Annotated in this window: 21 protein-coding genes; 8 read left to right on the top strand and 13 right to left on the bottom strand. The window is 70.1% G+C overall.

The features are described 5' to 3' along the window. Nucleotides 1-45 precede the first annotated feature (45 nt). Nucleotides 46-1,281: an FAD-dependent monooxygenase gene (locus tag ACH413_RS00820; RefSeq protein WP_360029512.1), complete on the top strand. Its 1,236-nt coding sequence runs from the start codon at nucleotides 46-48 to the stop codon at nucleotides 1,279-1,281. 7 nt (nucleotides 1,282-1,288) lie between these two features. On the opposite strand, the gene ACH413_RS00815 is transcribed toward ACH413_RS00820, so the two are convergent. Both ACH413_RS00815 and ACH413_RS00810 read right to left on the bottom strand, forming a co-directional pair. Further along, entirely contained in the window at nucleotides 1,289-2,146 is an 858-nt protein-coding gene (locus tag ACH413_RS00815; protein WP_360029511.1) for an ABC transporter permease, read from the bottom strand. Beyond that, nucleotides 2,146-3,075 (bottom strand): ATP-binding cassette domain-containing protein, encoded by a 930-nt coding sequence (locus ACH413_RS00810; RefSeq protein WP_360029510.1) that lies wholly within the window; start codon nucleotides 3,073-3,075, stop codon nucleotides 2,146-2,148. The genes ACH413_RS00815 and ACH413_RS00810 overlap by 1 nt, the downstream gene beginning before the upstream one ends. 153 nt (nucleotides 3,076-3,228) lie before the next feature. Between ACH413_RS00810 and ACH413_RS00805 the strand changes: the two genes are divergently transcribed. The 4 genes from ACH413_RS00805 to ACH413_RS00790 all read left to right on the top strand — a co-directional run bounded on the left by ACH413_RS00805 (nucleotide 3,229) and on the right by ACH413_RS00790 (nucleotide 6,296). Next, a complete protein-coding gene (locus ACH413_RS00805; protein ID WP_360029509.1) occupies nucleotides 3,229-4,398 on the top strand; it encodes a histidine kinase in 1,170 nt (389 codons plus the stop codon). Then, nucleotides 4,395-5,063, top strand: a complete 669-nt coding sequence (locus tag ACH413_RS00800) for a response regulator transcription factor (RefSeq protein WP_360029508.1) — start codon at nucleotides 4,395-4,397, stop codon at nucleotides 5,061-5,063. The genes ACH413_RS00805 and ACH413_RS00800 overlap by 4 nt, the downstream gene beginning before the upstream one ends. Nucleotides 5,064-5,140: 77 nt before the next feature. Then, nucleotides 5,141-5,653, top strand: coding sequence for a CGNR zinc finger domain-containing protein (locus ACH413_RS00795; RefSeq protein ID WP_360029507.1), 513 nt, complete (start codon nucleotides 5,141-5,143; stop codon nucleotides 5,651-5,653). Nucleotides 5,654-5,690: 37 nt separating this feature from the next. Further along, nucleotides 5,691-6,296 (top strand): alpha/beta hydrolase, encoded by a 606-nt coding sequence (locus ACH413_RS00790; RefSeq protein WP_360029505.1) that lies wholly within the window; start codon nucleotides 5,691-5,693, stop codon nucleotides 6,294-6,296. Nucleotides 6,297-6,301: 5 nt separating this feature from the next. Here the strand turns inward: ACH413_RS00790 and ACH413_RS00785 are convergent, their stop codons facing one another. From ACH413_RS00785 to ACH413_RS00770, 4 genes are read right to left on the bottom strand one after another with little or no spacing between them, the layout of a single operon-like run. Continuing rightward, on the bottom strand, nucleotides 6,302-6,796 hold the full coding sequence (locus ACH413_RS00785) for an MOSC domain-containing protein (RefSeq protein ID WP_360029504.1): 495 nt from the start codon (nucleotides 6,794-6,796) through the stop codon (nucleotides 6,302-6,304). Next, the gene (gene msrA, locus ACH413_RS00780) at nucleotides 6,775-7,272 is read right to left on the bottom strand and encodes a peptide-methionine (S)-S-oxide reductase MsrA (protein ID WP_360029503.1); all 498 of its coding nucleotides are present in this window, start codon (nucleotides 7,270-7,272) and stop codon (nucleotides 6,775-6,777) included. Before msrA ends, ACH413_RS00785 begins: the two co-directional genes overlap by 22 nt. Before the next feature lie 22 nt (nucleotides 7,273-7,294). Then, nucleotides 7,295-8,434 carry an AI-2E family transporter gene (locus ACH413_RS00775; RefSeq protein ID WP_360029502.1) on the bottom strand — a complete coding sequence of 380 codons (1,140 nt, stop codon included), beginning with the start codon at nucleotides 8,432-8,434 and terminating at the stop codon, nucleotides 7,295-7,297. Nucleotides 8,435-8,486: 52 nt separating this feature from the next. Then, nucleotides 8,487-8,882, bottom strand: coding sequence for a nuclear transport factor 2 family protein (locus ACH413_RS00770; protein WP_360029501.1), 396 nt, complete (start codon nucleotides 8,880-8,882; stop codon nucleotides 8,487-8,489). Nucleotides 8,883-8,964: 82 nt separating this feature from the next. Between ACH413_RS00770 and ACH413_RS00765 the strand changes: the two genes are divergently transcribed. Beyond that, entirely contained in the window at nucleotides 8,965-9,333 is a 369-nt protein-coding gene (locus ACH413_RS00765; RefSeq protein WP_093606142.1) for a helix-turn-helix domain-containing protein, read from the top strand. Here ACH413_RS00765 and ACH413_RS00760 read toward each other — a convergent pair. Then, complete coding sequence (locus tag ACH413_RS00760) at nucleotides 9,330-10,238, bottom strand: NAD-dependent epimerase/dehydratase family protein (RefSeq protein WP_360029500.1); 909 nt, start codon at nucleotides 10,236-10,238, stop codon at nucleotides 9,330-9,332. The two genes, ACH413_RS00765 and ACH413_RS00760, sit on opposite strands and share 4 nt — an antisense overlap. Nucleotides 10,239-10,296: 58 nt before the next feature. Here ACH413_RS00760 and ACH413_RS00755 point away from each other — a divergent pair, with 58 nt between their 5' ends. After that, nucleotides 10,297-10,842 carry a helix-turn-helix domain-containing protein gene (locus ACH413_RS00755; RefSeq protein ID WP_360029499.1) on the top strand — a complete coding sequence of 182 codons (546 nt, stop codon included), beginning with the start codon at nucleotides 10,297-10,299 and terminating at the stop codon, nucleotides 10,840-10,842. On the opposite strand, the gene ACH413_RS00750 is transcribed toward ACH413_RS00755, so the two are convergent. Then, nucleotides 10,808-11,980, bottom strand: a complete 1,173-nt coding sequence (locus tag ACH413_RS00750; protein WP_360029498.1) for an FAD-dependent oxidoreductase — start codon at nucleotides 11,978-11,980, stop codon at nucleotides 10,808-10,810. The genes ACH413_RS00755 and ACH413_RS00750 overlap by 35 nt on opposite strands. Before the next feature lie 15 nt (nucleotides 11,981-11,995). After that, the gene (locus ACH413_RS00745) at nucleotides 11,996-12,763 is read right to left on the bottom strand and encodes a DUF4142 domain-containing protein (RefSeq protein WP_360029497.1); all 768 of its coding nucleotides are present in this window, start codon (nucleotides 12,761-12,763) and stop codon (nucleotides 11,996-11,998) included. Between the two features lie 95 nt (nucleotides 12,764-12,858). Between ACH413_RS00745 and ACH413_RS00740 the strand changes: the two genes are divergently transcribed. Further along, a complete protein-coding gene (locus tag ACH413_RS00740; RefSeq protein WP_360029496.1) occupies nucleotides 12,859-13,347 on the top strand; it encodes a MarR family transcriptional regulator in 489 nt (162 codons plus the stop codon). Here ACH413_RS00740 and ACH413_RS00735 read toward each other — a convergent pair. The 4 genes from ACH413_RS00735 to ACH413_RS00720 form a co-directional block, all read right to left on the bottom strand. Then, the gene (locus tag ACH413_RS00735; RefSeq protein WP_360029495.1) at nucleotides 13,294-13,851 is read right to left on the bottom strand and encodes a TetR/AcrR family transcriptional regulator; all 558 of its coding nucleotides are present in this window, start codon (nucleotides 13,849-13,851) and stop codon (nucleotides 13,294-13,296) included. The genes ACH413_RS00740 and ACH413_RS00735 overlap by 54 nt on opposite strands. Nucleotides 13,852-13,860: 9 nt before the next feature. After that, nucleotides 13,861-14,289, bottom strand: coding sequence for an SRPBCC domain-containing protein (locus ACH413_RS00730; protein WP_360029493.1), 429 nt, complete (start codon nucleotides 14,287-14,289; stop codon nucleotides 13,861-13,863). Between the two features lie 110 nt (nucleotides 14,290-14,399). Then, nucleotides 14,400-15,470, bottom strand: coding sequence for a CU044_5270 family protein (locus ACH413_RS00725; RefSeq protein ID WP_360029492.1), 1,071 nt, complete (start codon nucleotides 15,468-15,470; stop codon nucleotides 14,400-14,402). Beyond that, nucleotides 15,463-16,053 carry an RNA polymerase sigma factor gene (locus tag ACH413_RS00720; protein WP_360029491.1) on the bottom strand — a complete coding sequence of 197 codons (591 nt, stop codon included), beginning with the start codon at nucleotides 16,051-16,053 and terminating at the stop codon, nucleotides 15,463-15,465. The genes ACH413_RS00725 and ACH413_RS00720 overlap by 8 nt, the downstream gene beginning before the upstream one ends. Nucleotides 16,054-16,168: the final 115 nt, after the last annotated feature.

Here is a 16,168-nt window from a genome sequence, read left to right as displayed (position 1 = left end):
ACGCTGGAAAGGAACCTATCACCGATAGATTTTGGAGGAACGATCATGTCAACGAGATTGCGGGTCCTCGTCGCCGGTGGTGGAGTGGCGGGGCAGGCGCTGGCCTTCTGGCTCACGCGAGGCGGTCACCAGGTGACCGTCGTCGAACGCTTCCCCGCGCTGCGGGCGGCCGGGGCCCAGGTCGACCTCCGGGGCCAGGGCATCGAGGCAGTGCGGCGCATGGGACTTCTCGACGCCGTCCGCGCCGAGCTCGTGGACGAGCCCGGGGTCGCCTTCGTCGACGCCAGGGGCAGGACGAAGGGGACGATCATGGCCAACACCTCCGGCCGCGGCCGGCAGACCCTCACGTCCGAGTACGAGATCATGCGCGGGGACCTCGTGCGGATCCTGCACGACGCGACGAAAGACGACGCCGAGCACGTCTTCGGCACGAGCGTGGACGGCTTCGAGCAGGACGAACGCAAGGTCGTCGCGCACTTCTCCGACGGCTCCTCCGGCGAGTACGACCTCCTGGTCGGCGCCGACGGACAGGGCTCGCGCATCCGGCAGGCGCTGCTGCCGGACGGCGAGGATCCCTACCTGCGGCTGGGGATCCACATGGCCTACTGGTTCGTGCCCCGCATCGCGTCCGACAGCAACATCCGCGACACCTACCTGGCGCCCGGCGGCCGGCAGATCATGCGGCGCAGCCACAACCCGTCTGAGACTCAGGCGTACTTCGTGCTGCGAGAGGAGTCCGAGGAAGCTTCAGCGATCCACCGGGAGCCCGTCGAGCGTCAGCAAGCGTTCTGGGCCAACAGATTCCGTGACGCCGGTTGGCAGACCGAGCGGTTCATCGAGGGCATGGGGACGAGCCCGTTCTTCTACTCCCAGGAGATTGTCCAGGTCCGCACGAACACCTGGTCGCGGGGCCGCGTGGTCCTGGCCGGCGACGCCGCGCACTGCGCGTCCCCCTACAGCGGCATGGGGATCTCCGGCGGCCTCGTCGGTGCCCACGTCCTGGCCGGCGAGATCATCCGGAACCCGGACGACCTGCCGACCGCGCTGGCGAACTACGACACGGTGCTCCGGCCGTTCGTCGACGAGATCCAGGGCGCGGTCAACCCGCGTCTGCTGCGCTTGGCACTGCCCAAAACCCAACGGGCGATCAGCATGATTCACACCGTCGCCGCGCTGGCCTGTTCCCTGCGCATCCCGGATCTCGTCGCACGTCTGTCCACAGAGGATCGTGGCGGCAGCTGGCAGCTCCCCGCGGACCCGGCCCCGATCCACGCCCGGTAGCGCGGCCTCACACGTCCCGGCTGCGCATGGCGAACGCGGCGGCGACGAGAGCGGCCACGACCCAGGCGACGAGAACCGCGACACCGGCGGCTGAGCCGAGTTTGCTGTCCCCCGCGGCGGCGACCGCGGTGAACGCGGACGCGGCGGAACTGGGCAGGAACCGCAGGATCGTGTCCCAGCTGTCCGGCAGCAGGGCGCCGGCGATGTTCGGCAGGATCATGATGCCGCCGACGACGACGCCGATGCTCCCGGCGACGCTGCGCAGCAGGACGCCCAGGCCGAGGCCGATCAGGGCGATCGCGGTGATGTAGCCGACCATGCCGAGCAACGAGGTCAGGACACCGTCGTCCGTCAGCGAGACGGTGGGGGCGTCGTTCGCGGAGAGGATCGCCATACCCGCGGCGTAGGAGCCCAGGACTGCGACGAGCGCGGTGGGAACCACCACGGCGGACAGCGCGACGGTCTTGGCGACGACCACCTGCCAGCGACGGGGCACGGCGGCGACGGTGGCGGTGATCATGCGGGAGCTGTACTCGCGGGCACCGGCGAGGCTGCCGAGGACGCCGATCAGGAGCACCGCGAACGTGGAACCGGTGAGGACGGTCGAGAGCGCTCCACCACCAGCGAACGGGCCGCCGCCGGGGCCGGGACCGTCGCCGGGCCCGGCGATGGAGCCACTGGACACGGCCGAGGCGATCGCGCCGAACCCGATCATGACGACGGCGACGGCGGCCATGCCGATCCAGGTGCCGCGCAGGCTGCGGATCTTGATCCACTCGGCGCGGATCGCCCGGCCCAGGGTCTGCGGACGGGTCTGCGTCGTGGTCGCCCTGGCGTGCCGGGGCGAGGAGAGCGTGGTGGTCATCAGGCAGCCTTCTCGTGCGTGGGGACGGCGGCGGTGTACTCGACGCTGTCGCGGGTGAGTTCGAGGTAGGCGGACTCGAGCGAGGCGGTGACGGGGGTCAGTTCGTGGATGCGGAGCCGGTGCTCCATGGCGATGTCGCCGATCGCGGCGGAGGTCATGCCGCGGATCTCGAACCGGCCGGGCTCCCTGGTCGTCAGCGTGATGCCGTTACCGGTGAGCAGGGTCGCCAGCGCGGTCGCGTCCGGGGAGACCACGACGACCGCGTTGCTTCCGGGCGACTCCTCGATGAAGTCCGCGATCGAGGAGTCGGCCAGGATGCGCCCCTGGCCGATGACCAGCAGGTGGTCGGCGACCAGTTGCATCTCGCTCATCAGGTGCGAGGAGAGCAGCACCGTGCGGCCCTCGTCGGCCAGTTCGGTGAGCAGTTCCCGGATCCACTGGATGCCGTCGAGGTCCAGGCCGTTGACCGGTTCGTCGAGGAGCAGCACGGACGGGTCGGCGAGCAGCGCGGCGGCGATGCCGAGGCGCTGGCCCATCCCGAGCGAGAACGACCTGGCCGACTTGTGCGCCACCTCGGTCAGCCCGACCTGGGCGAGCACCTCGTCGACCCGGCGAGCGCCGATGCCGACGGTGGCACCGAGCGCGAGGAGGTGGTTGCGGGCGCTGCGGCCGCCGTCCACCGCCTTGGCGTCGAGCAGTGCGCCGACCTCGGCGATCGGTGCGCGGGAGGCGGCGTACGGGTGTCCGTTGACCAGCGCCGTGCCGGACGTCGGCCGGTCCAGGCCGACGATCATGCGCATGGTCGTGGACTTGCCCGCACCGTTGGGTCCGAGGAAGCCCGTGACGACGCCGGGCCGGATGGTGGCGTCGATGCCGTCCACCGCGACTTTATCGCCGTAGGTCTTGGTGAGTTGCCGCAGTTCGATCATGTCTCAACGATGCGCCGGACGAGGGCTTCCGCGCGTCCTCCGGCCGTGGACACATAGGACAGTCACGCGTACTGCGTTCGTGGTACGTCAACCGGAACGCGGTACCACGGCCGGGAGATGCCTCGAATCGCCGTGACGTCTACGTTGATCAGCATGGATCGGATGTCGGCCAGGCGGTGGGTCGCTCGCCACCCGCTGCTCCGCGACGTCGCACTGGCCTGTTTCGTGGTGGCGGGCGGCACCGCCGGACAGCTGAGCGGGATGCACGGCCGGACCGACGGGACCATCTCCACCCCGGACGCGCTGGCGCTGGCCATCGCGTTCGTCGCCCTGGCCACCCGCCGCCGGCGGCCGGCCCTCAACCTGGTCGCCACCGCCGTCGCCGCCGCGGTGCTGGTCGTGACGACCGGGATGCAGCCCGTGCTGGTCGTGACCCTGGGAATCCTCACGTACACCACGACCTCGACCACCGACCGCCGTTCCGGGGCGATGCTGGCCGCTCCGGTCGCCGTCGGCCTCTACTTCGTCGACGCGTTCGCCGACACCGGAACCGCGTGGTCACCCCCGAGTCTCGGGCTGGTCGCCTGGATCGGCATGACCGCGGCCGCGGGAGACGCCGTCCGCAGCCGGCGCGCCTACATCGCCGAGGTCGAGGAACGGGCGCGCAGCGCGGAACGCACTCGTGAAGAGGAGGCCGCTCGCCGGGTCGTCCAGGAGCGGCTGCGCATCGCGCGGGACCTGCACGACGTGGTCGCCCACCACATCGCGGTCATCAACGTGCAGGCCGGGGCCGCCAGTCACGTCCTCACCCGGCACCCGGACCAGGCCCACCGGGCTCTCACTCACATCCGGGAGGCGTGCGGCACCGTGCTGAGCGAACTGGCCTCCATCGTCGGCGTGCTGCGGGAGAACGACGACCAGGAAAGGGAGCCCAGCCGCGGACTCGCGAGGCTCACCGAAGTGGTCGACTCGCTCGCCGCCGCCGGTCTCACGGTGGAACGCAAGCAGATCGGCGAGTCGAGGGAGCTTCCCGCCGTCGTGGACCTCGCGGCCTACCGAATCCTGCAGGAAGCACTCACCAACGCCCACAAGTACGGCACCGGAACGGCCCGTCTCACGGTCGCCTACACCCCCGACGCCCTCACCCTCGACGTCGTGAACCCCATCGCCGCGGACCGCGCGCCGGTCACCTCGGGCTACGGCATCATCGGGATGACCGAACGCGCCGCCACCGCGGGTGGCAGCCTCGACACCTCCACGCAGGACGGGCGGTTCTCCGTCCACGCCGAACTCCCCGCCCCAGCGCCGAAGGCCACCACATGACCATCCGGGTACTGCTCGTGGACGACCAGGCCCTCATCCGCGCCGGCTACCGGATGATCCTCGACGCCGAACCCGACATCGAGATCGTCGGCGAGGCGGCCAACGGGCGGGACGCCGTGCACCTCGCCCGCTCGACCCGCGCCGACGTGGTGCTCATGGACATCCGCATGCCCGAGGTCGACGGCATCGAGGCCACCCGCCGCATTGCCGCCGACGACGACCTGGCCGGTGTGCGCGTCCTCGTGCTGACGACCTTCGAGAACGACAAGAACGTCCTGCACGCGGTCCGCGCGGGCGCCAGCGGTTTCCTCGGCAAGAACGTCGGCCCGGACGAGCTGATCCACGCCGTCCGCGTCGTCGCCGCCGGAGACGCGCTGTTGTCCCCGAAAGCCACCAGGGGCCTCGTCCAGCACGTCCTCGACCAGCCGGAACCCGTGCCGCTCGCAGCACTCGACACTCTCACCGACCGCGAGCGCCAGATCGTCGTCCTCGTCGCACACGGACTGTCCAACGAGGACATCGCCGAGCGCCTGGTCCTGTCCCCGCTGACGGCGAAGACCCACGTCAACCGCGCGATGACCAAGCTGGGAGCGCGCGACCGGGCCCAGCTCGTCGTCATCGCTTACCACAACGGCCTGGTCCGTCCCGGCGACCCGACCCCCTGAGGACCGCCAACCACTACGGCCTTGTTTAGCGGTTAGCGCGCAGGTACGGTGACGGCCACCCCGACGACGGAGATGGCGTGACCCAGGACGAGGATCTGCTGCTGGCCGTGCTGAACAGCGCGCCGGTCGTCGACGGCACGCGGACCGAGCAACTCGCGGGCGAGGCCGGGAAAGCACTGGCCGCGCGGTACGACGGCACCCCGGCCGACCTCGACCACCTCCGGCAGGTGCGCGACACCCTGCAGGACCTCGTCCGCGGCCAGGCCGACGCGACGAGCCGCCTCACCGCACTGCTCGCCGGCACGACCCTCGTCCCCGAGGCCACACCGGCCGGCCTCGACTGGGAACTCGTCACGCCGCCGGACCGACGCCTGGCAGCCCGCGTCGCTCTGGCGTGGTCACGGGTGGAAGAGGCGATGCCCGGCCGTCTTCGCGCCTGCGCCAACACGCAGTGCAACCTCTTCCTGGTCGATCACAGCCGCCCCGGCACTGCCAAGTGGTGCTCGATGGCCGTGTGCGGCAACAGGATGAAGACGCGGGCACACGCGAGCCGCCAGCGGAATTCTCGTGCCGCACAGCAACAGCACTGATCAGTCCTCAGTGGACCGCGCCCAGAAAGAGACGTGGATGACCGACTTCTCCCCCGCTCGACGCTTCCTGCTCCTGCACGGCCTGGACAACTACCGCCCGCGGGACCACTGGATGTGGTGGCTGGCCGAGTCGCTCCGCCGTCGCGGCGAGCAGGTGCTCTACCCCCAGTTCCCCGCACCCGGTCAGCCGTCTCTGGAGACCTGGACCGCGCTGCTGCACAGCGAACTCGCACAGCTCGGCGATCAGGAACGGGTCGTGGTGGCTCATTCGCTCGGCACCGCCCTGTGGTTGCGCGCGGCACAGACCCTGCCGGACGACCTGCGCGTGCACCGGGTTCTGCTGGTCTCTCCCCTGGGCGCACAGGCGTTCTGCGCGGAGAACCGCAACGAGGAGTTCGCGGTGTCGGACATCGATCCCGAACGAGTCGCGGCCGCGTCGGGCAAGCCGCGCGCGGTCATCTCGACGACCGACCCGTACACGCCCGCCGACCCGTCCGCGTGGGCGGACGAACTCGGCATCCCGGTCGACTTCCTGCCCGACGCCGGACACATCACACCTGGGGACGGCTACGGCCCGTGGCCCGGCGTCCTCGACTGGTGCCTTGACGACAGCGTGCCCGTGCGACCTGTTTCCCCGTCGTAACTCGGTCACCCGAACGCGACTTCGGCGGTCCCGACACGCAGCACCCCGTCGTCCAGCGGCACGCAGCGGATCCCGCCCTTCCCGCGCAACGCCCGGAACGCGCCCGGAGCGATGACCTGGTCCATCCAGGCGCAGGGGTGTGCGGGCCGGCCGACCTCGAACCGCACCGGCCCGTCCCCGCTGTCCAGGCTGAACACCGCGCCACGCGGCAGCGAGTCCACGTCGAACCCGCGCACGACGACGTTGCGGCGTGCCACCAGCGGGTCCACCGGCCACGGGTCGAGCGACTCGGCCGCGATGAACGTGACCGCGGCGTTCCGGTGCGCCGGATGGTTGAAGTACCGGTCACCGACGATGCCCATCCCCGCCCGCACGTCCACGCGAGAGCGCGAAACAGGCCTGGGATCGGGACGAGGGCCGTCCGTCGGACGGCCCTCGAAAGCGTGCACGGGTGAGACGTGCAGCGCGACGATCTCGATCAACGCTCGCCGAGCTGCCACTCCGGCCGCACGTAGTGGCACGTGTAGCCGTTCGGGTAGCGCTCCAGGTAGTCCTGGTGCTCCGGCTCGGCCAGCCAGAAGTCCGACTCCTGGGTGACCTCGGTGACGACCTTGCCCGGCCACTTGCCGGAGGCGTCGACCGCGGCGATCGTCTCCTCCGCGACCTGCTTCTGCGCGTCGTCGGTGTAGAAGATCGCCGAGCGGTAGCCGGCGCCGATGTCGTTGCCCTGGCGGTTGCGGGTCGACGGGTCGTGGATCTGGAAGAAGAACTCCAGGATCTGCCGGTAGCTCAGCAGCGAGGGGTCGAACGTGATCTCGATGGCCTCGGCGTGGTTGCCGTGGCGGCGGTACGTGGCGTTCGGCGTGCTGGGGTCGCCGGTGTAACCGACGCGCGTGGAGACGACGCCGGGGTGGCGGCGGAACAGGTCCTGCATGCCCCAGAAACAGCCGCCCGCGAGAACAGCCTTCTCCGTCACTGTGTCACTCCTCTTCTCGGGTTCACTCAGGAGAACGTTCGGTCTCGCCTGGTTCATCCCCGTCAGGTTGTGACGTAACCATTACGGACCTCGCCTCGATGACTTCGCCCAGGTAGCGCATCACAACGGCCACGGCGGCGGCAACCGGGACGGAGAAGAACGCGCCCGCGATGCCGTACAGCGACGTGCCCGCGGTGACGACGAGCAGCACGACCGCCGCGTGCAGGCGCAGGCTGCGCGACTGCAGGATCGGCTGGAGCACGTTGCCCTCGACCTGCTGCACCACGATGACGATGATCAGCATGATGACGGCCGTGGTCAGGCCGTTGCTCACCAGGGCGACCAGCACGGCCAGCGCCCCCGCGATGAACGCGCCGATGATCGGGATGAAGCCGCCGAGGAACGTGAGCGCGGCCAGCGGGATCGCCAGCGGCACGCCGAGGATCAGCAGACCCGCGCCGATGAACACCGCGTCGATCAGCGACACGATCGCCTGGCTGCGGATGAAGCTGCCGAGCGTCACCCAGACCCGCTCCAGCACCGTCGTCACGTGGCCGCCGGCGCGCTCGCCGATCAGCCCGCGCACCCACGGCGTGAACCGCGAGCCGTCCTTGACGAAGAAGAACGCCAGCAGCAGCGCCACCAGCCCGGTCACGACACCGGACGTCACCGCGCCCGCCCCGGTCAGCAGCCCGCCGGCGATCGACCCGATGCTGGCCTTGATCTGGTCGACGCCCTGCGAGATGAGGCGGTCGAGGTCACTGCCCTTCAGGTTGAACGGCGGCCCGGACGCCCAGTCCTGCAGCTGCGTGACGGCCTTCTGCGCGCTCTGCGCGATCTCCGGCACACCGGACGCGATCGAGGCCGAGATCGCCGCGATCACCCCGCCCAGCACGCCCAGCCCGACGACCAGCACGATCGTCGCCGCCAGCGTCGAGTTGAGCCCCTTCGACATCATCCACTTGGCCGGCGGCCACAGCACCGTCGTGATCAGCAGGCCGAGCAGCACGGGCATGACGACCACCCAGAGCGTCCCGATCAGCCAGAAGACCATCCAGAAGCCGAGCGCGGCCAGCGCCGTCCGCAGACTCCACCGCGCGAGCCAGCTCACGCCGTGCCCGATGGCCTCACCCTTGTCCGCCCACCTGCGATCCCGTTCCACACCGCACAGTCTGTCGTGATCTAGCCCGTTCGGGTGGCGGGACGCGCCGAATTCACCTCTGACCCCAGAAGGTGTCCTCCTCCGCCGGGTCGGCCGTGAACAGCCACACCTCGACGACCTTGCCCCCGGCCACGCGCATCAGGTCGACGCCGACGCCGTCCATCTCCGCGCCGGACCGCTTGGCCGTCCAGTGCACCGAGGCGGCCACGGTGTCGCCGTTCACCATCAGCGGGGCGTTGCGCTTCAACGAGAACGTGCCCTCGGACACGGACATCATGCCGCCGATCATGGCCCCGACGGCGTCGCTGCCGCGGTGCAGGCCCGAGAACCGGTTGTCGCCCGGCTGGTGCCACACGACGTCGTCGGCGAACTGGGCGGCGACGGTGGCGAAGTCACCGGACTCGAGGGCCTCGAAGTAGGTGGTGACGACGGCGAGCGGGGTGGTCATGGGTCTCCCTTTCGTTGCGGTTGACCTATGCTCACCAAAAGTAACCAATTACCTCAACGTAACTAATGGACGGATGTGCGCCATGTCACAGACCATGCCGGACTGGAGCGTGCTGGCGGCCACCTGCCCGTCGCGCACGAGCCTGGCGCGCATCGCGAACAAGTGGACGGCGATGGCGGTGTCGGTGCTGGGCAACGGGCGCACGCGGTTCGGCGACCTGAAGACGCAGCTCGACGGCATCAGCGGCAAGGTGCTCACCGAGACCCTGCGAGACCTCGAACGGGACGGGCTCGTCACGCGGCACGTGCACGCCGAGGTGCCGCCGCGCGTCGAGTACGAGCTGACGGAGCTCGGATTCACGCTGCACGCGCCGTTGCTCGCTTTGTGCCAGTGGGCGGAGGAGCACATCGCCGAGGTGCTCACGAACCGCGAGGCCTACGACGCCCGTTAGCGCAGCGACGCCGCGCACTCCACGACGGTGTCGCGGGCCGGGCGAGGTGCCCAGCCGAGCATCGAGGACGCCTTGGCGTGCGAGTAGGAGTAGCTGCGGCCGAGCATGGGCACGAGCGGCCGCATGTCCTTGGCCACCAACGAGGCCGCGCGCACCACGAAGTTCGGGAGTTCGCGGGACGGCGCGTCCAGCGAGCGCGCCACGTCGGCCATCCACATGAACTCGCTGACCGCGATGAACCTCTCCCCCGCCGCGTCCGGCGCGGTCATGGCCCTGATGTGCAGGTCGGCCACGTCGCGGACGTCGACGATGTTGAGGCCGACGCGCGGCACGCCGGGCATGCCGCCCATGATCCGTTCGATCACCCGCACCGAGCCCCAGTTGTCGCGCGACTGGACCGGGCCGAAGACCGCGCCGGGCAGCACCGTCACGAGCGAGGTGTCCTTGTCTCGCATGAACTCCCACGCCGCCTGCTCGGCCAGCAGCTTGGAGCGCCGGTACTCGTCGATCCCCACGCCGGACGGGTCCGTCCACACCGTCTCGTCGAACGACCCGGTCGAGCCCTGCGGAGGCGTCGCCGCCGCGCAGGACGACGTCATCACGACCCGTTCCACGCCCGCTTCCACCGCGAACCGCAGCACCCGCAGCGTTCCGTCGCGCGCCGGGCCGACCAGGTCGGCGCTGCCGGACATGGGCGACGCGACGTGCAGCACGTACTGGACGCCCTTCATCGCCTCGGCCCAGCCCTCGTCCGACGTCAGGTCCGCCTTCACCACCTCGTAGCGACCAGGAACGACGGGCTTGCGGCCGCGGGTCGTCGTCCGCACGTCGTAGCCGCGCTCCAGCAGCGCTTCGATGGTCCAGCCGGCCACGAACCCCGTGCCACCGGTCACCAGGACAGTCACGACCTACCTCCCATTTCACTAGCCGATCGGCTAATGAAATCGACTGTACCATCGCCGCATGACTCGTGCCGCGCAAGCCGAACGCACCCGTGCGACGATCCTCGTCACCGCGCGGAAGCTGTTCGCCGCGCACGGGTACGACGCGACGTCGTTGCAGACGATCGCGGACGAGATGGACGTGACGAAGGCGAACGTCTACTACTACTTCCGCACCAAGTCGGCGATCCTGGAAGCGTTGCTGGACAACAGCATCGCGTTCTTCGAGACGATGCTGGACGAGACCGCGAAGATCAGGGGCAGGCGGGCCCGCGCTGAGCACATGGTCGCGGGGTTCGTGGACCAGGTCGTCGCGAACAGGGCGTTGTCGCCGCTCGGCCAGACCGATCCGAGCGTGCGGCGCAACGAGAGGATCAACGCCGAGCTGGCGAGGCTGGCCGAGAAGGCCATGCAGCTGCTGTTCGGCGACGAGCCGACCGACGACCAGCGGGCGGCGTGGTTCCTCACGAGCGACGTCGGCCCGGTGATCGCGGCGTTCCCCCACCTGACCGACGACGAACTGCGCGAGGTGCTCAGGCGGCTGTGCCTGCGGGTGCTGCGGGTGTGAGCACCCCGTCGACGTCCGGCACGACGGAGCCGCGGATCAGGTTCCGCACGACGGGCAGGCCGGACAGCCGGAACGCCAGGTCGCGCAACGAGATCCGCCACGCCGACGAGGGCGCCATCCAGCCGATGAACCGCCGCCCGAACTCCTGGGTGTGCGCCACCGCGGGCTTCATCCGCGCCTGGTAGCGGTCGAACGCGCCGTCGAGGCCCGCGGCGAGTTCCTCCGCCAGCACGCAGGCGCCGGTCATCGCGAGCGACGCCCCGTGGCCGGCGAACAGCGAGACGGCGCCGCACGCGTCCCCGACGAGCACGACCTTGCCGCGATGCCAGACCGGCATGTCCACTTGGGACACCTCGTCGCAGTAGACGTCCTCCGGCACAACGGAGAGCAGCGAGGGCGCGACCCAGCCGAGGTCACCGAACCGCGACCGCAACTCCGCCGCCGGATGAGCGGGCAGTTCCGGGGACGCGGACCGGTAGAGCATCAACGCGGCCGTCGACCCGTCCCGCACGGCGTAGCAGCCGATCATCCGGTGCGGCACGGTCAGCATCTGGTAGCGGTAACCGATCCGGGCGCTCAACTCGGGATCCTGGACGGAGAACGCCGCCACGTGATGTCCCAGGTACCGCACGAACGACGATCCGAACACCAGCTCCCGCACCCGCGAATGCACGCCGTCCGCCCCCACGACCAGGTCGAACTCACCGGAAGACCCGTCCGAGAACGTCACCCGCCCGTCGTCGATGGCGGAAACCGTGGTGCCGTAACGAATCGAAGCCCGCACGTCGTCCCGGATCACCGAAGCCAGATCTCCACGCAACAGGCTGATCACCCCGTCCGCGACCGCCTCGTAAGCGGCCGTGGAGATCTCACTCCGCCGACGGCCGGCCGAGTCCACGCTGGTCACCGACGAGATCGGCGCCCGCCGCCGTTCCAACGCCGGCAGCAGACCCATCCGCCGCGCCACCTCGTGACCCGGCCCGAAGAAATCGATCATGTAGCCGCCCGCGCGGAACGACGGCGCCTTCTCCACCACCAGGACGTCCCACCCCGCGCGTTCCAGCCACCACGCGGACGCGAGCCCGGCGATCCCCGCTCCGACGATCAACGCTCGCTGTTGGGCATTCGACTTGGGCATATGCCCAATCTAGCACTACGGGTGCATCCGGCGGCTGCTCCGCCCGCTCGTCCAGAACCAGAGACCGGCCACGACCAGCGCCAGCACGCCCAGCCCGATGAGGCCGTCGGGGACACCATCGCCCTGCTGTTGTTGCTGCTGGGAGTACTGCGGGCTCTGCTGCGGCACACCCGCGGGAGCAGAAGGCGCGACCGAGGAGGGCTGCGCGACCAGCGCCAGCGGGATCGCCTCGGTGTCGTTGAAGTCGACCATCCCGGTGGCTTCGAGCACCGTCATGTGGTCGAGCACGGTGTCCATGCAGACCTTGGCGTAGTCACGGATCGCCGTGTTGCGCGTGCCGGTGCGCACCGTGGCCAGGAACTTGTAGACCACGCCGTGCGCCGCCCGCAGCCGGTTCGCGAACACTCGGTCGAACTCAGGGCTGCGCGCGGGAGCGGCCGTCATCTCGTTCAGCCAGCCCTGCTGCGACTCGTTGGGCTGCGTGGGCAGTTGGACGTTCAGCGTGCGGGCGAGCTCGACGGTGCGCCGATCCAGGTCGGCGTGCCCCTCGATGAGGTGCCGGCCGGCCTCCTGCACCTTCGGGTTGGCCGACTTGTCGAGCCCCATCCGCCCGGCGGGCCCCTCCCACAACCCCGCGAGCGCCACCTTCTGCAGCAGGTCGCGCCCGGCCGGTCCCATCGGCCCGAACTGGGTCTGGACGTAGCCGGGTCCCAGATCCTGCTGCGCGAACGCGGGCTGCGCGCCGAGCAACAACGTCAGCAAAGCGACCAGGAGTATCCGCATGCCGAGAGGTACGGACAGACCACGACCCACCGACCGTTGCACAGTGCAATGTTTATCGTTTCGTTACCTTCGGCGAGCCCTGTAGAACTAGTCGGGTGAGCGATGCCGATGACCTGACCGACGCGGTGCTCACCGCGTCCCGCCTGCTCGTGGCCGTGTCGGCGCGGTCGCTCGCGGCTGTCGAGGAGACGCTCACGCTGCCGCAGCTCAGGATGGTCGTCCTGCTCGACAGCCGCGGCCCGATGAGCCTGACCGCGCTCGCCGACCTGCTGGAGGTCAACCCGTCCACGGCCAAGCGCATGATCGACCGCCTGATCACGTCCGGCATGGTCGACCGCGCGCCGAACCCCGCGACGAAACGCGAGGTCGTGGTCGTGGCCAGCGAGGAGGGCAGCCGGGTCGTGACCGAGGTGATGGCCCGCAGGCGTGCCGAGATCAGCACGATCGTCGCGCGCATGCCGGAGCACCTGCGGCACGGCCTGGTCGAGGCGCTGGCCGCGTTCGCGCAGGCCGGTGGCGAGCCCCGCTGGTCAGCCCGCGACGAGGCGCCGGAACGGACCCGCGACCACGCCGAAGTCGACTGACGAGTCCAACGCTCGGTGCAGCACCAGCCCGTCGAGGGCCGCCCCGAGCAACAACGCCACCGCGTCGGCGTCCTGCACGCCCGCCTCCCGCAGCCAGTCGGCGACGCGCACCCGGAACTCCACGACCAGCGCCGACAGCCCGGCCCGCAGGTCGGGCAACCGGCGCGCTGCGAGGAACGCCTCGGCCAGCAGCAACGACTCGGGATCCGTGCCGGTGAAGCGCGACAGGTCCGCCAGGATCCGTTCGACGCCCTCAGCCGGCGACACCGACCGCAACGCCTCCGCCGACTCGGCCAGCGCCTTCGCGGCGAACTGCAGCGCGGCCGTCGACAGCAGCTCCTGCACCGACGAGAAGTGGTAGTGCACGAGCGCGGCGTTGACGCCCGCCCGTTCCGCGACCAGCCGGGTGGTCACCGCACCCCAGCCGACCTCGCCCACCAGCCCGGCGGCGGCGTCGATCAGTTGTTCACGGGTGCGGCGGCCTCGGTCGGCTGATTTGGGCACGCGCTCAACTTAGCTTTCGGCCTTCTTCGCGAACGCGTCGAGCACCTCGGGCCAGCCGCCCGTGTTGTCCCGCAGAGCCTTCGCACGCAGCTCCTCCGAGCCCGCGAGCTGGGAGAACCCGCTCTCCACGACCTTGAGCCGAGTCGCCGCGCCCTCGGGCGTGAGGGTGAACTCGACCAACGTCGTGTTGTCCGCGGCCAGCTCCTGTCCCTGGAACGCACTGGCCCAGCGGTAGGACACGTAGGTCTGCGGCGTCACGGTCACGACGCGCACCGGGAAGTCGCCGTACTGCTCGTTCTTGCAGAGGGTCGTCTCCCCCTCGACCGCGGCACCGGACGGCTGGGAGGCCACCCAGAACCCCGGTTCGGTCACCAGCTGCCAGACCCGTGCCAGCGGTGCCTCGATCACGGTCTCGCGTTCGATCCGGTCCACGCTCACGACAACTCCCGATGTCCGCCAATAAGTGCAACCCCAGAGTTGCACATCCCCCCGAGGATGCGCAACCCCAGGGTTGCATGTCTCTCCCGCGCCCCGAACGGCGGGAGAAGCTACTCGGCGCCCAGCGAGTCCACGATCTTCGTGGTCACCGCGGAGGAACTGCGGACGGTGCCCTTCTCCAGGCCGCCCTTCTCCTCCGGCTGGTCCTCGGCGACGGTCTCGCGGCGGCCGATGTAGTCGCCGTTCGACGGGTCGATGAGGATCTCGGTGAAGTCGTCGAAGTACTTCATGCCGAGCGCGACGCCTTCCTTGCCGTCGAGGTTGGCCTTGTTGTCGGTCACGACCAGGCCGGGCAGCAGGGCGAGCGCGCGGAAGATGGTCGCCCGCACCTCGGCCGGGTACTGCCCCGAGTTGAGCGCTTCACCGGCCTGCAGCAACGCTCCCGAATCGCCGGCCTGTCCCGCTTCCTTCAGCTTGGCCAGCATTGCCGCCGGGTCCTTCGGCAGCGCCGCAACGAACTCCGGAGTCGGGTTGTAGAACGTGCCGTTCGTGCAGCGGTCCGGCTGCCCCTCGGCGAAGTACGGGTAGTTGCCGCACTTGCCGCGGAACTCCTCACCGTCCTTGAACGGTGTGGCGGCGTCCGGCTTGCCGTCTCCCTCGTGGCCCTCGAGCCACTTCACCGAGATGATCTTGTTCCGGAACAGCCACTCGTCGCGGCGGTCCGCCGGAATCCACTGCTCCTGGACGATGTCGCTGTACGTCGCCTTCGTGGAGCCGAGCTCCACCATGATGCCCTCGTAGCGGCTGCGCACGTAGCGGAACTGGCCGGGGGCGAGCGGGCGGTCGACCACGCGGGAGGCGAGGTCCGCGGCCTTGATCAGTTCCTCGGAGGCGCTCACGGAGTTGCTGCCGACGCCGGTGAGGTCGACGGTCGACGCGGCCAGGCCACCACCGGTCAGCACGGCCACGGCGGCCGCGGCGGCGAGCCAGCGGACCCTCTTGCGCGGCCGGTGCTCGGCACCGACGGCGATCGGCTCAGCGACTTCCGCGCGTGACTTCAGAGCGGCGGCCAGGACGTTCTTGCCGGCGGCCACGTCGAACTGGACGGGCTCGTCGCCGGCCCGCGACAGGGCGGCGTCGAGCAGGCGGTCGAGGGTCTCGGGCTGGGTGGGCTCAGACATGGCTGTCCTCGGTGAAGTCGTGATCGGTCGCGGCGAGGCGAGTGCGCAGCCGTGCGCGGCCACGGTGCAGACGGGTGCGCACGGTGGCCACCGGGACATCGAGTGCCACGGCGATCTCGGTGGGCGTGAAGTCCGCCCACGCGTGCAGCAGCAGCACCTCGCGTTCCTCGACGCGCAGTTCGGCGAGCCAGGCGGTGAGCGGACCGGCGAGCACGTCGGCGTCCGCCGCGGCACTGACCCGGTCGCCGATGTCGGCCTCGTCGGTGCGGGCCGCGTACTCCTTGCTCCACGCCCGCAGCTTGCGTTCCTCGGCGCGGACGTGGCCGCGCAGCAGGTTCGTCGCCACGCCGTAGAGCCAGGCGCGGATCGCGTCGGCCTCGTAGGTCTGCCCGGCGCGCTGGTCCCACAGCACCAGGAACGCCTCGGACACCACGTCCTGCGCGGTGTCGGCACCGACCCGCCTGGCCACGTAGCGGTGCAACCGCTCGGCCGTCGATTCGTACAGCTCCAGCAGCGCGGCCTCGTCCAGCACGGCTGGCGCCACTTCTGGTGTCAGCGCCACGGGCGCCACCTGGGTTCGCACAGACCTCCCTGGTCGCAGGCCCCAGGAGCGTTCCCGACGTGTGCTCACCGCCACATCGTGGAGGAGCAGGGCAAATCTCGCCTGGGCACGTGAGCCACCCGATCGTGTCCGCGAC

Source organism: Lentzea sp. NPDC020367 (genome assembly GCF_044387305.1).
GTDB lineage: Bacteria > Actinomycetota > Actinomycetes > Mycobacteriales > Pseudonocardiaceae > Lentzea.
This window is presented reverse-complemented; position numbering and strand designations above follow the sequence as displayed.